This is a genomic window from Paenibacillus peoriae KCTC 3763, assembly GCF_000236805.1.
Classification (GTDB): Bacteria; Bacillota; Bacilli; order Paenibacillales; family Paenibacillaceae; genus Paenibacillus; species Paenibacillus peoriae.
On record NZ_AGFX01000018.1, the window covers coordinates 299,180 to 313,654 of the forward strand.

A 14,475-nucleotide genomic window follows, 5' to 3' on the forward strand; every position below is an offset into this window, starting at 1 on the left:
GAAGCATCTATGGGCCGCACGACAGTTGCCACGACCTCCCCGGACCCTTTGCCATCCTCACGGCTAGCCGGCTTTAGGGGATTTATGTACAGACTGAATCAGCAGCGGGCACTGGTATGGATGTCCGTCCCTTTTTTAATCTGGCTGTTTATCTTCAAGTATTTACCCATCTGGGGCTGGACGATTGCCTTTCAGGATTTCAAGCCTGCCCGTAAGCTGATTGATCAGCAATGGGTTGGGTTGAAGCATTTCCGCTTCCTGTTTCAGGATGAACATTTTCTGCGGGTGATGCGCAATACGCTGGCGATGAGCTTCATTAACCTGGTGCTGGGCTTCGTTACCGCTATAACATTGGCGATTTTGCTGAATGAGCTTCGTCAAATTGTGTTCAAGCGAGTGGTGCAGACGATCAGCTACTTGCCGCACTTTATTTCGTGGGTGGTGGCGGCCAGCATTATCAGTACAGCGCTGTCGGCGGACGGCGGCATTGTCAATGAGGTGCTGATGTGGCTGGGACTGATCAAGGAGCCTATTTTATGGCTGGGTGAGGGAAGCTATTTCTGGGGCATTCTCGGTGCATCGGAGGTATGGAAAAATGTTGGCTGGAACACCATTATCTATTTGGCCGCGATGACGATGATTGATCCCTCGCAGTATGAGGCGGCTGAGATTGACGGAGCAGGGCGTTTTCAGCGAATTTGGCATGTGACATTGCCGGGATTAAAGCCCGTATTCATCATTTTGCTCATTATGAACATCGGCAATCTGCTGGAATCCGGCTTTGAGCCCCAATATTTATTGGGTAACGGCATGAACGTGGACTATTCGGAAAATCTGGATATCTTCGTCCTGAAATATGGTATCCAGATGGGCAACTTCTCGCTTTCCATTGCTGCCGGGATGTTTAAAACAGTAGTCAGCTTTATTTTACTGTTTAGCGCCAATCATATTGCGAAGCGGTTAGGGGAGGAAAGATTGTTCTGAGAAAAGAGTGAGTTATGGGAGGGAGGTCGCTTCGCGTGCAGATTGTTCTTCCAATCGCTGTTATCCCCAGATTTTCTTATTGGAATAAGGAATTTATAGGTTAAAATCCGGGGATAAAGGCGAACGCTACCGCTTCTCCAGAACAATTCTGCCCGCTCCGCTGTTCCCCGCCATAAAGTTACTTTTTTTATAGAACTGAGGGTAAGGGCAGGGAAGAGATTGACGGAAGGCGCGTGACTCGCGCTTCCTTGGGCAACTGCGTCATGATGGCTGGCTCAGCTTCGCTATCGCTTGTTCTTTAAGGGGTGAGCTGGTGGTAGCGATAACAGAAGGTGTGCTCCTCATACTACAGGTGCAGGGGGGATTTTTAACAGGACGCTTTGCGGACCTTATCAAGACCTTATAAACGAACTAGTGTACAACTTCTAATAACACAATAATAACTCACAATAGTCCACTCCAATTGCCACTAATGTAACCACTCAACTAACAGTTCCTAAATAACAACACCAACAAGCTTCAAAAAAATAATTGCATTAGGGTGCCCAGTCGGATGGCTAGGCTATTTTTTAAAAAGGAGAGGAAGTCATGGGCAAAGGGAAGGCCTTGCATGGGCGATTTCGGGCGCCCTCGGATCGGATTTTTGATACGTGCAATATGGTGTTTATGTTATGTCTGATGGTGGTAACGCTGTATCCGTTTTTGAATACGCTGGCGGTTTCGCTTAATGAAGCCAATGATTCGATTCGGGGAGGCATTTATTTGTGGCCGCGTGAATTCACGTGGAGCAATTATGAATTTGTGTTTAAGGAAGCGACGATTTTCCATGCTACGTTGATTTCTGTACTGCGTACGGTTGCGGGTACGGTAACCTCGGTGTTTTGCTGCGCGATGGTAGCGTATACGATCAGCCGACCGGAGTATGTGCTGCGCAAGTTTGTCTCGATTGCTTTTATTTTGACAATGTATTTTAACGGTGGGTTGATTCCAAACTTTCTTCTGGTACGGGAGCTGGGGATGCTTGGAACCTTCTGGGTGTATATCGTGCCCGGGCTGATCGGGGTGTTTAACGTTATTGTGATTCGATCCTTTATTGAAGGATTGCCGGAAGGGATTCTGGAGTCGGCGCGTATTGACGGGGCCGGGGAGTTTGCCACTTTTGTGCGCATTGTTTTGCCGCTCTGTGTGCCGGTACTGGCGACGGTGTCGCTGTTCACGGCGGTCTCGCAATGGAACTCCTGGTTTGATGTGTTTTTGTACAATTCGTCGTATGAGCAATGGAGCACCCTCCAGTATGAGCTGATGAAAATCCTGCAAAATTCCAATACGTCCGTTAACGCTCAGGACTATGCCAGCCAGTTTGCAGGCTCGGAAAATATGGCGAAGGCGGTTACTCCTACTTCCATTCGTGCCACGATGACGATTGTCGCTTCTGTGCCTATTATTTTGGTCTACCCGTTTTTACAAAAATATTTTGTAAAGGGAATGACGCTGGGAGGTGTCAAAGGATAGAGCAACTGAAATTCAACTGAAATTCTTCAATGGTGCCAAAAACGAATTCAAAAAATTGAGTATTGGAGGAATTGCATTGCGTTCATATAGGTCTACAACTTTTTGTGTGATGCTGACTGGGGCACTGTTGCTGCCTGTCGGATTGTGTGGGGGGGCCGGAGTGAAGGCGGCTCCGTCTGTGGGACATTCCCCGCTGGTTTCGGAGACCATGCTGGCGACGGCGGGTGTGAATAAAACGATCGGAACATATGGATTTGAGCAAGGGAACAGCGAGGGCTGGAAGCCACGAGGGGCTAATACCCAAATTGCATCCGTCTCGGAGGCGGCATACGGCGGCACGCATAGTCTCAAGACAACTTCCCGCACGGCTAACTGGAACGGTGCGGAACTGGATGTGAAGCCGCTTTTGCAGCCGGACGTGGAATATGAAATTAGCGGATATGTGAAGCTGGACGGCAAAGCTGCGGTTCCAAGCGTGATTAAGCTGACGATGGAGCAGCAGGCGACAGGCGGTTCTGCAGAATGGAAGACAGTAGCACAAACGGAGACAGCAGATACAGCGTGGGTCAAACTTCAAGGGAGATATAAGTTTACCGGGAAGATGGATGCATTAAAGCTGTATATAGAAAACTCGAATCCCGCACAGGCCTATTATGTGGATGAAGTGAAAATCAGACAGGTGTCGGAAACACCAGTCACTCCATCCCCAACGCAGCCGACCGATGGTATCGTATCCGGTTTTGAAGAGGGTACAGCTCAGGGCTGGGTATCCCGTTTAGGGTCCGAGAAGGTGCGGGCTTCGAATGCCGATGCGCGAACCGGCTCGTACAGCCTGCTGACCACAGGCAGACAACAGGCATATGCCGGGCCCAAGCTGGATGTGACAGCCAAGCTGAAAAAGGGCAGCCAGTATACGGTCAGCACCTGGGTGAAGCTGGCGCCTGGCGAGCAGCCTGCCAAGGTGAGACTTAGCGTGCAGCGCGATTATCAGGGTAAAAGCGCGTATGAAACGGTGATAGGCGATACGGCGATTACGACAGGAGGATGGGCGCATTTGTCGGGAACGTATACGCTTGCGCATGATGCGGATGCGGTTTCTATGTATTTGGAAACGGCAGCAGGAACATCCTCCTTTTATATGGATGATTTTGAGTTGTCTCTTGTTCCCCCACTGGCGATTGAGAAGGATATCCCCTCTTTGCATGGAATATATCAGGGGCAATTCAGCATCGGTACAGCGATTATGGCATTCCAGACCGAAGGGGCTTACGGTGAGCTGGTACAAAAGCATTTTAACAGCATCGTGGCAGGAAATGAGATGAAGCCCGCCTCCTTGCAGCCGTCCGAGGGACAATTCAATTGGGAAGAGGCGGACAAGATTGTACAATTCGCCAAACAGCACGGACTGGCGATTCGCTTCCATACCTTGGTGTGGCATAACCAGACCGGAGACTGGATGTTCAAGGATAAGAATGGACAGACGATGACACCGACTGCTGAGAATAAAAAGCTATTGCTGGATCGACTGGAGACGCATATTCGTACTGTTGCAGCCCGTTATAAAAATGATATTACCGACTGGGACGTGGTGAATGAAGTCATTGATCCTGACCAGCCAGACGGTATGCGCCGCAGTATGTGGTATCAGATTACCGGAAAGGATTATATTGAAAAAGCGTTCCGTGTTGCGAGGGAGGCAGCAGGCCCTAATGCCCGACTGTTCATCAACGATTACAACACGGACGAACCGAAAAAACGGGATTTCCTATACAATTTGGTGCGTGATTTGCTTGCTAAAGGAGTGCCGATTGATGGTGTAGGTCACCAATCGCATATTCGCCTGGAGTTCCCCGCTATTAGTCAGATTGAGCAATCCATTGAAAAGTTTGCTTCGCTCGGCCTGGACAACCAGATCACGGAGCTTGATATGGGCCTCTATTCCAATGATACGGATCGCTACGAAACGATACCTGAATCCATGCTGATCCGGCAGGCTCAACGCTATCGGGCGTTGTTCGATATGTTTTCCAGACAGCAGGAGCATATCAGTAATGTGACCATTTGGGGAACGGATGACGGAAATACGTGGCTCAGCAATTTCCCGATTGCCCGGCTGGATAAGCCGCTGCTGTTCGATGAACGGTTAAAGGCCAAATATGCCTATTGGGCGCTGGTGGATCCGTCCAAAGTGCCGTCGCTGCCAGCGGGAAAGTAACGAATAACTGGGTGGAAACGGGTGAGTAAAAGCTGTTCCAAAGGAGAGCTGGAGCTATGGCTGCCTTGCGTTATACCAATCCGGTTGTCCCCGGATTTTACCCTGATCCGAGTGTGATATGTGTCGGGGAGGATTACTACATGGCGACAAGCTCATTTGAATATATGCCGGGCTTGCCGATTTTCCATAGCCGCAACCTGACGGATTGGCGGCAGATCGGGCACGCGTTGAATCGATCCAGTCAGATTGATTTGTCTTCACGGAAAAGCTCGGAAGGCATATATGCGCCGACACTGCGCTATCATCAGGGTGTATTTTACCTGATTACAACGGATGTGATGGGGATAGGCAACTTTTATATCACGTCTGTGGACCCTGCCGGAGCCTGGTCTGACCCGATCCGTATTCCTTACGGAAACATCGATCCTTCCCTGCTATTTGATGATGATGGGAAAGTGTATGTGACGGTACAATCCGGGGCAGGTGCTGAGTCTCATATTATTCAATATGAGATAGACATCGCGACGGGCCAGGCATTGACCGAGCCTGTAGCGATTGCTCATGGGGATGGCGGCGTATGGACTGAAGGGCCGCATCTGTATCATATCGGCAATCGTTATTATCTGCTCTGCGCCTGTGGCGGCACGGGGCGTGATCATCGCACGCTCGTTTATCGGGCACATAGCCCGTATGGCCCGTTCGAGCGGATGAAAGAGCCGATGCTCACGCATAACGGTCTTCCGTCGCATCGGATTCAAAACACGGGCCACGCCGAGCTGGTGGAGGACACCCGGGGCGACTGGTGGGCTTTCTTCCTCGGCGTCCGTCCGGTGGTGGACGCCCGGCCTGCGGCTGATCGCATAGACGCTATGCTCCAGGCCGAAGCTCCGTCTTCGTATAGCGTGCTTGGACGCGAAACCTTTCTCGCACCCGTCCACTGGACATCGGACGGGTGGCCTGTGGCTGACAACAACATAGGCATGGTGCAATTGCACATGTCTGTAGACCGTCAGCCGTTCAGCCTTGCGGAGCAGAGCGGTGCCAACGCTGCTCCGCAGCCCGCGCCCGTACAGCGTCATAGCTGGCGCGATGACTTTGCCGCCCGGTGGCTGGACTGCCGCTGGACGGCTCCGCGCAGGCTGTGCGAGTCCAGCGTTAGCCTGGGCGCACGTCCCGGCTGGCTGACGCTTACCGGCAATCGCCACACGCTGCTGGACGAAGCGCCGAGCGTGTTCCTCGGCACCCGGCTGCGGCATCATCAGGTCACCGTCCACAGTCGGCTCCATTTTCAACCGCAGCAGGCGGGCGAGGAAGCCGGACTTGCAGTGCGGCTTAACGAGCGCGGTCACTTCACGCTGGGTGTCCGGCGGAGCGGAGACGGCGACACGCTTGCCGTCGTGGCTTCGGTCACAGATCAGGGCAAGCCAGCTGAATTGGCCTTCGCACCACTCCCGGTGGCACCCGATATACCAAGCGGTAAAGGCGTAGAGCTTCGCATCCTGTTCGATGCGTATCATTTTGCCTTGTCCTATGCTATACGCCCGGGCAACTGGGTGCCGCTTGCCACGGTTCCGGCCTATGTGGTCTCGCCCGAACGCAATGGCGGTTTTACCGGAGCACTGATTGGCATGTACGCTACAATGAATGCTGGCGGAGAAGAGCTACCCGTTTCACCTTCTCCGTTACATGCCGCGGCTGAAGAAGCGGCATCAGTTACAGCAACCCCGGCCTATTTTGCATATTTCTCCTATGATGGCTTGGACTAAATTCGGAAGACGATTTAATAAAAGCACAAAAGCAGACTGTCCTTCACATGTTCCGACATGTGGAAGACAGTCTGCTTTGTTATCTAAAAAGATATAACCGTTCTATTCCAAATTGGCGTGTTGGCCAAACATCGATGCGGAGGTCAGCTTGCGCAGCTCCATCGTCTTGAGTACCAAGGCGTCACCGTACAGCAGCAGGGTTTGCTCAAACAATGAGCCCATGGGTTGAATCGTCTGGTAATCCTTGTTGGCCGGGTCCTTGGGGGCGCCGGGCAGCTTGACGATCATGTCAGCCAGCTTGCCAATGGTGGACTCTGGGGAAGTGGTTAGAAGCGCCAGGGAGGCCCCGAGCTTCTTCGCTTTTTCCGCCATGGAGGTCAGGCTTTTGGTTTCGCCTGAGCCTGAGCCTATGATCAGCAGGTCACCTTCACCCAAGCCGGGAGTTACAGTTTCCCCAACCACGTATGCTTGAATCCCCATATGCATCAGCCGCATCGCCAGCGAACGGATCATGAATCCTGAACGACCCGCTCCGGCCACGAACACCTTGTTCGCAGCGGTGATGGAGTGAATCAACTGTTCCGATTCCGCATCACTGATCAATTGTGGAACCAGTTGCAGCTCCTTGAGCACCTGGGATAAATATTGAGAGGTTTCCATTGGAATTAACCTTGCTTGATGAGCTGCTGCATTTGGGAAGCTACAGCTTTTTTGTCATCCTCGCCAGTGATTCCACCGCCGACAATAACCAAATCCGGTTGAGCTTTCACTACCTCAGCCAATGTGCTCAGCTTAATGCCGCCAGCCACGGCTGTTTTGGAGTTTTTTACGACTTTTTTGACAGTTTGCAGTGCTTCAAACGGACTGTGTCCTTCCGCTTGCAGATCGTAGCCTGTATGCACACAGATATAGTCTACGCCGAGTGCGTCGATTTCTTTGGCGCGTTGCTCCAGGTCTTTAACGCCGATCATGTCCACCAGGATTTTTTTGCCGCCCTGTTTTTTAGCCTCTTCTACGGCGCCTTTGATCGTTGCATCTTCGGCTACAGCCAGAATCGTAACGATATCTGCACCAGCTTCGGATGCTTTTAGCACTTCATAACCGCCTGCATCCATCACTTTGAGGTCAGCAAGCACTTTCAGATTTGGGAATGCTTCCTTCATTGCTTTTACCGCATGAAGTCCTTCGTTGATGACAATCGGCGTACCGATTTCAACGATATCAATATACGACTCCACCTCTTTTACCAATGCAATACCTTGCGGGATATCTACTAAGTCTAAAGCCAGTTGAAGTTCCATGTTATTAACTTCACTCCTTTGGTTAATTTGTATTTGATCAACGGGTACATGCTTTGTTAAGTGCTGCTTATTCTGGATTCCATGCACAGGTCTGATTGTAAGGCCACGATATCCGCTTGAAAAGTACGCACTAATTCGTAACGTAGTTACCCGGACGATACTGTAGCTTCCTAAAACCACCTGTGAGGAGGGGGCGGTGGGAACCAACTAGTCGTAGCCTGTTTAACCGTACACAGTATTGTCAGGTTGCAAAAAAAATAATTTTCCTATTATTGAATTGACTTCAAGTAAGTTTTTGACTATATTTGTAATATACTGGTATGCAAAAATATAGAAATTAGCAGCATAGCTGCCCTGAAGGATAGTGATTGGGCTAGGAGAAACCGTAATTTTCTGGTAGGGAGGCGGGTTTTAGTGGAAGAGGTCCTGAACCTAAGGGAGGCCATTTATTTGTTGTCGGACAGCCACGAACTCGATAAAGCTTGTGAGTTGTTTAGACTCAGCTACACGCATAATGATTGGGATGAAGCGAACAAGGTTGCAGACTACATGCATACGTTGGCAGCAAGCCTGTATCATGCCCAACTGAGAAACGCTGCGGACGGCAAATACGAGACACTGGGCACCAAACACCCGCTGGTGTTTTATTATGCTTACAGCTATCTGGCTAAATCTATTTATTATCAAAATAAGGGCAAGTATCAGGAAGCTAAAGATTATATTATGAAGTACGGCGAAATGGGTTGGTTTATGGGACTGGATCAGAGCGGTCAAGAAGAAGTGGAGAGGTTCCGTTTTCTCGCTAAAGCCAATTTGTATACCATTGAATTACTTTCGGGCAAAAGGGAGCTTGTGCCTGAATATGTTCAATTTCTTCACAATAATGACGAGGAGGTACTTCCAGGGCTGATCGGTATTGCCGAAGCGGCTAATTTGAATAATTGGGATATAGATGACCTGCTGAACGATTTTGCTGGCGATATCGAGATATTTGAAAGTTATGAAGATAGAGGGAACCGCGTATATTATATAAAGCTGGTCAACCAGTTAGCCATTTATTATTTCAAAAAGCAGCAGTACGCTGTTGCTTTAAACTATGTCCTTGTCTCCCTGCAATTCTCTGTTAATGTGGAAGCAGATGCTGATTTCAGGACGCTGGTTACTCTGTTTGAGGCTTATCGAGATTTGGCAACACCGTCACAGCAAGAGCAATATCAAACCATTTTATTAAGGGGGCTTCATGATGAAAAAGGCATTAATCTCGGTAACTATGGTCTTGGCGTTTCTTAGTATTACTTTTCCGGTGGCAGATGCAGTGGAAGGGTTAAATCCTCTATATCCTTCAAATCACGGTGTTTTTTCCCATAATGCTTGAGCTTTGGGTTTCCGTGATGAGGTCCAGTAGGGCCTTTGTAAATAAAGGGAGCACACTTTTACGCATATTGCGATCAGTGGGCTCCCCTTTTTTATGCCGATTATTTATTTCACAATATACAACGTCAGGTTATTGGCCTGCTGTTGCATGGTTTCACTTGCCATGCTGTTCGAACAATTGAACGATTTCAACAATAACCTTGGTTGCAAGCACCATGTTGTCCACCGATACATATTCAAACTTACCGTGATAATTCTCTCCACCCGTAAAAATATTTGGTGTAGGCAGTCCCATATAGGACAGCTGTGAACCGTCAGTACCGCCGCGGATTGGCTTGATAATGGGCTCAATATTCAGCTTCTTCATCGCTTCATAGGCAATGTCCACGATATGTTTGACCGGCTCGATTTTCTCCTTCATGTTGTAATACTGATCTCTCAGCTCCAGCGTGATGCGATTTTCTCCGTAGGCTGCTTGCAGCTCTTTTACCACATTGGTCAAATAAGCCTTCCGGTTTTCAAAGCTCTTACGGTCAAAATCACGGATAATATAGTGTAGTTTTGCATGTTCTGTCGTGCCCTTAAATTCCAGCAGATGATAGAAGCCATCGTAACCGTCCGTATATTCCGGGGCTTCGTCCACAGGCAGACGGCTATGCAGTTCCATGGCAATTTTGGCCGCGTGGACCATTTTGTTTTTAGCCGTACCGGGATGGACACTTACTCCGTGGATGGCAATATGGGCGGCTGCCGCGTTGAAGCTCTCATACTCCAGCTCTCCGAGCGGTCCGCCATCGACGGTATAAGCATATTTAGCACCAAAAGCAGCTACGTCAAAGCGTTCCGGTCCTCTTCCAATCTCCTCGTCCGGTGTAAAGGCGACGCGGATCTTGCCATGCTGGATTTCCGGGTGATCTATCAGGTAGTGTATGGCTGTCATGATTTCTGCGATCCCGGCTTTGTTGTCTGCACCAAGCAGGGTGGTACCGTCTGTGGTAATCAGCGTATGGCCTTTATATTGAGCCAGCTCGGGAAACTCGCGTGGAGACAGCACCACATTCAGCGACGCATTCAGCGTGATATCTCCTCCGTCATAAGAGTCTGTCAGTTGCGGCTTTACCCCTGCGCCAGTCAGCTCGGTTGCGGTATCTAGGTGTGCGAGAAAGCCAATGACGGGAACCTCTTTATCCGTATTGGAAGGGAGAGTCGCCATCACATAACCGTTATCGTCAATGGTTACGTCCGTCATACCGATGGCTTTCAATTCATCTACCAGGAGATTGCCCAATGTGAGCTGTCCTGGTGTGGTGGGACAGGTGTGGCTGCTTTCGTCGGATTGGGTATCTACCTGAACATAAGTGGTCAGGCGGTCAATCAGTTCCTGTTTCATGTGTATATCCTCCTTGGTGTCATTATTGATATAATGGGAATTTTCTAAAACCTAATGATATGTATTTTATCATGATTGGGCTTAGATATGAAAAAAATGGATCGGGATTTTCAATTGACGGGTTGTGTTGCACGGGTACGACGGGTAAGATAACAGTAAAAGAACGTAAAAATGAAGTAAAACGATTAAAGGAGTCTGCAATGCCTACGTTAAAAGATATCGCTCAGGAGGCGGAGGTTTCTATATCTACGGTCTCCCGAGTACTGAATTATGATGAAACTTTGTCAGTGTCAGAGGAAACGCGGCGTAAAATTTTTGAAGTTGCCGAACGGATGAAATATACGACTGTTAAACGTAAAAATGGCGGTATCGGCCGGCAGCCACGCAAAAAGGCGGAGGGGCCGATCCGACTGGGGATGGTGCACTGGATGAGTGCGTACGAGGAATTGGAGGACCCTTATTATCTGTCCATCCGGTTTGGTGTGGAAAAAGAGTGCCGTCAAAGCGGGGCGCAGTTGGAGCGCATTTTCAGACGGGAAGATTTGGTCGCCCTGAAGACTTTGTCTGAAGGGCTGCACGGGCTAATTGTGCTGGGGCATTTTAGCAGCAAAGAGGTAGAGCATATGCTGGAGCTGCCCGTTCCTTGTGTCTTTCTGGATCACTCGGTGGAGCGCATGGGCGCAGACTATGTGGTCATTGACCTCGCACGCGCTGCAGCCGATGCACTGGATTATTTGATGGACGCGGGTCATCGTCATATCGGATATGTGGGCATGGGGCGGGATGAACAAGCTCATGATACTGGACTGGCAGAGCTGGATGCCCGCTATGAGACCTTTTTGCAGTACAAGGAGCAGCACGGATTATGTACATCGGATGACGTTCATGAGTGCGGCGGAACGGCGGCAGATGGCTTTCGCGCGATGGAAGCCGCAATCCTCGCAGGCTCGGAGCATCTGCCTACGGCCTTCTTCATTGCGAGCGATTCAGTGGCTATTGGAGCGTTGAAGGCGCTGGAGCAGCATCACATTGCTGTCCCGGAGCGTATCTCAATCGTTGGTTTCAATGATATTCCGACAGCAGAATATTTGACTCCCTCCCTGACAACGGTCAAAACGTATACCGAGCTGATGGGAGAGACAGGCATTCAGCTATTGCTGCATACGGTGCGGAACGGTCCGAACGAGGTGGGACGCAAGGTCACCATTCCGACCGAGCTCATGATTCGCAACAGCAGTGCGCCGCTGCATACTCATGTAAAGTAAAATCAGTAAAAGACTTGAACAGCTCCGGTTTACCGGGGCTGTTTTTGCTATGGGTAGATCTACAAAAAAGGAATTGACATTTGTATTGTAAATGCTTACATTAAAAATATATTTATTTTACTAAGTTTTACTCGTTATTTTTACTTAGATATTTTACTATGTATAAGAGTAAAAAAATAAAAGGTTGAGGTGACTGCCCATGCGTACCATTTTGCCGTTGAATGACCAGTGGTTTTACCGTCCTGAATATGTCGAGAGTGAAGTAAATGCAGGGATTGATGTGAGTCGGTATGAACCCATTCTGCTGCCGCATACCAATGCGGAGCTGCCGTATAACTATTTTGATGACAAGGCGTTTCAATTTGTTTCCACATATAAAAGGAACCTGGATATCCCGGCAGTTGCCAAGGGTAAGCGGGTGTATGTCGATTTTGAAGGGGTTATGTCCTATGCACAGGTATATTTGAACGGAGTAAAAGCGGGTGAGCACAAAGGCGGCTATACACCATTCAGTATTGAATTGACCGAGCTTGCTGAATATGGCGGTTCCAATATGCTTACGGTTGTCGTCGATTCTACGGAACGAGACGATATCCCTCCCTTTGGGGCAGTCATCGACTATCTGACCTATGGCGGTATTTACCGGGAGGTGCAGCTCCGGGTCGTCGAGCCTGTACATTTCGGAACGGTATTCGTCCAGACACCGGAGCCGCTCGCGGCAAGCAAAGCGGTACACGTGACTGTCGAGCTGGAGGGGATGGGTGCTCAGCAGGACGATTTGACGGTCGCCTTACGGCTGCTGGATGGAGGCAGCTTGAAGGCGGAGACCGGACCGACAGCAGTGAGTGCGGGCGATATGGCACTGGAGCTGAAGGAGTTGAGTGATATACAGCTGTGGGAACCGGACGATCCCAAGCTGTATGAAGCAGAGCTGACGCTGCTGCGGAACGGGGGAGAATTGGATCAGCTGACCGTGCGCTTCGGTTTTCGCGAAGCCGAATTCCAGCCGGACGGATTTTACCTGAACGGGCGGAAGCTCAAGCTGCTCGGCTTGAACCGCCATCAGTCTTACCCGTATGTCGGCTATGCGATGCCCAAAAGAGCGCAGCGACGTGATGCCGATATACTCAAAGAAGAACTGGGTCTGAACATGGTGCGGACGTCGCATTACCCGCAGTCCCGTCATTTTCTGGATCGTTGTGATGAGATTGGATTGCTCGTTTTTGAGGAAATTCCGGGCTGGCAGCATATCGGTGGTGAAGCGTGGAAGGAACAGGTGGTAAGGGACGTAGAGGATATGATTATCCGTGATCGCAATCATCCATCCATCGTGATCTGGGGTGTACGGATTAATGAATCGCAGGATGACCATGATCTGTACGCCCGTACCAATGAGCTTGCACGCAAACTGGACCCGACCCGCGCTACGGGCGGTGTACGTTATATCACAGGCAGCGAGCTGCTGGAAGATGTATATACAATGAACGATTTTGTTCATGACGGTGGGCATAAAAAATATTTGGCGAAGGAAATTCGCAATTTTGATACGTATGACAATACGGAAGACGTGGATGGCGAAACGACAGCTTTGCGCGAGCCGTCGTCTGTGACCAAGCTGGATCACCCGGTTCCTTATCTGGTGACCGAATATAACGGTCATATGTATCCGACCAAGCGTTTTGATCAGGAGGAACGGGTGATGGAACATGCACTGCGCCATACGCGGGTGCAAAATGCTTCCTATGCCGATGAGGGCATTGCCGGAGCGATTGGCTGGTGTGCTTTTGACTATAATACACATGCCGACTTTGGTTCTGGTGATAAAATTTGCTACCACGGTGTCATGGATATGTTTCGTCTGCCTAAATTTGCAGCGAATGTGTACCGCAGCCAGAAGCATATCGAGCAGGAAATTGTGATGGAGCCGGTTACGTATTGGTCCCGTGGTGAGCGAAATATCGGAGGCATCGTGCCGCTGGTCGTGTTCACCAATTGCGATGAGGTGGAGTTTATCTACGGTGACGAGCGCAAGGGGATTTATCGTCCGAACCGAGAGAAGTACCCGGCGCTTCCACATCCTCCCGTCGTTATCGACGAGCTGACAGGCCACTGGGGCATGAAGTGGGAAGATGCGGTGCTCATCGGGTATGTGGACGGTCAAGAAGTGATTCGCAGACGCTACTCGCGTAATCCGGTGCCGACGGAGCTGCGGGTGTCCGCAGACGACACCGTGCTGGAGGCGGGTGATTGGGACGTGACGAGAGTTGTGGTGGACGCTTTGGACGAATACGGCAACGGCTTGCCGTTCTATGCTGATCCCGTTTCGGTGGAGGTCGAGGGAGTGGGTGAATTGATAGGCCCAGCCAGCTTGGCGCTCATTGGTGGGCGGATTGCGTTCTGGATTCGTACGAAGGGTGAGGCTGGCAATATCCACGTGAAGGTTTCCGCCCCTTCCCGTTTTAGTCCGCAGGAACTGAGCATTATCGTAAAATAAGGATGCAAAGGCAATCTACAAATGGCTTTATACTGTAAGTAAGGTTTCCATGATTTAAAAGGGGTTGCCCGCAGGTTCTGCAAGAATCTGAGAGGGCAACCCCTCTTTCGTGTATTTTAAGGTGCGTTAATCTATAAATCTTGTAAATTGTGACTTATTCCTGAGTCAATTAAT

The 14,475-nt window shown here is 50.0% G+C and carries 10 protein-coding genes; 7 read left to right on the plus strand and 3 right to left on the minus strand.

What is annotated here, in order from left to right; all coding sequences use genetic code 11:
• Window positions 1-9: 9 nt before the first annotated feature.
• The 4 genes from KQI_RS0112265 to KQI_RS27885 all read left to right on the plus strand — a co-directional run bounded on the left by KQI_RS0112265 (window position 10) and on the right by KQI_RS27885 (window position 6,477).
• Window positions 10-984, plus strand: a complete 975-nt coding sequence (locus KQI_RS0112265; protein ID WP_010347051.1) for an ABC transporter permease — start codon at window positions 10-12, stop codon at window positions 982-984.
• A 588-nt stretch (window positions 985-1,572) separates the two neighbouring features.
• Window positions 1,573-2,496: a carbohydrate ABC transporter permease gene (locus KQI_RS0112270; protein WP_010347052.1), complete on the plus strand. Its 924-nt coding sequence runs from the start codon at window positions 1,573-1,575 to the stop codon at window positions 2,494-2,496.
• 76 nt (window positions 2,497-2,572) lie between these two features.
• Entirely contained in the window at window positions 2,573-4,711 is a 2,139-nt protein-coding gene (locus tag KQI_RS0112275) for an endo-1,4-beta-xylanase (protein WP_029390131.1), read from the plus strand.
• A gap of 56 nt (window positions 4,712-4,767) precedes the next feature.
• Window positions 4,768-6,477 carry a glycoside hydrolase family 43 protein gene (locus KQI_RS27885; RefSeq protein WP_010347054.1) on the plus strand — a complete coding sequence of 570 codons (1,710 nt, stop codon included), beginning with the start codon at window positions 4,768-4,770 and terminating at the stop codon, window positions 6,475-6,477.
• Window positions 6,478-6,579: 102 nt separating this feature from the next.
• Here the strand turns inward: KQI_RS27885 and hxlB are convergent, their stop codons facing one another.
• Both hxlB and hxlA read right to left on the minus strand, forming a co-directional pair.
• Window positions 6,580-7,137 (minus strand): 6-phospho-3-hexuloisomerase, encoded by a 558-nt coding sequence (gene hxlB, locus KQI_RS0112285; protein ID WP_010347055.1) that lies wholly within the window; start codon window positions 7,135-7,137, stop codon window positions 6,580-6,582.
• Between the two features lie 5 nt (window positions 7,138-7,142).
• Window positions 7,143-7,778 carry a 3-hexulose-6-phosphate synthase gene (hxlA, locus tag KQI_RS0112290; RefSeq protein ID WP_010347056.1) on the minus strand — a complete coding sequence of 212 codons (636 nt, stop codon included), beginning with the start codon at window positions 7,776-7,778 and terminating at the stop codon, window positions 7,143-7,145.
• Between the two features lie 414 nt (window positions 7,779-8,192).
• On the opposite strand from hxlA, the gene KQI_RS0112295 reads away from it, so the two are divergent.
• Window positions 8,193-9,068: a hypothetical protein gene (locus tag KQI_RS0112295; RefSeq protein ID WP_010347057.1), complete on the plus strand. Its 876-nt coding sequence runs from the start codon at window positions 8,193-8,195 to the stop codon at window positions 9,066-9,068.
• A gap of 238 nt (window positions 9,069-9,306) precedes the next feature.
• Here KQI_RS0112295 and pepT read toward each other — a convergent pair whose 3' ends face one another.
• Window positions 9,307-10,542 carry a peptidase T gene (gene pepT / locus KQI_RS0112300; RefSeq protein ID WP_010347058.1) on the minus strand — a complete coding sequence of 412 codons (1,236 nt, stop codon included), beginning with the start codon at window positions 10,540-10,542 and terminating at the stop codon, window positions 9,307-9,309.
• Window positions 10,543-10,742: 200 nt separating this feature from the next.
• Here pepT and KQI_RS0112305 point away from each other — a divergent pair, with 200 nt between their 5' ends.
• Both KQI_RS0112305 and KQI_RS0112310 read left to right on the plus strand, forming a co-directional pair.
• The gene (locus KQI_RS0112305) at window positions 10,743-11,807 is read left to right on the plus strand and encodes a LacI family DNA-binding transcriptional regulator (protein ID WP_010347059.1); all 1,065 of its coding nucleotides are present in this window, start codon (window positions 10,743-10,745) and stop codon (window positions 11,805-11,807) included.
• Window positions 11,808-12,006: 199 nt separating this feature from the next.
• Window positions 12,007-14,301, plus strand: coding sequence for a glycoside hydrolase family 2 protein (locus KQI_RS0112310; RefSeq protein WP_010347060.1), 2,295 nt, complete (start codon window positions 12,007-12,009; stop codon window positions 14,299-14,301).
• Window positions 14,302-14,475: the final 174 nt, after the last annotated feature.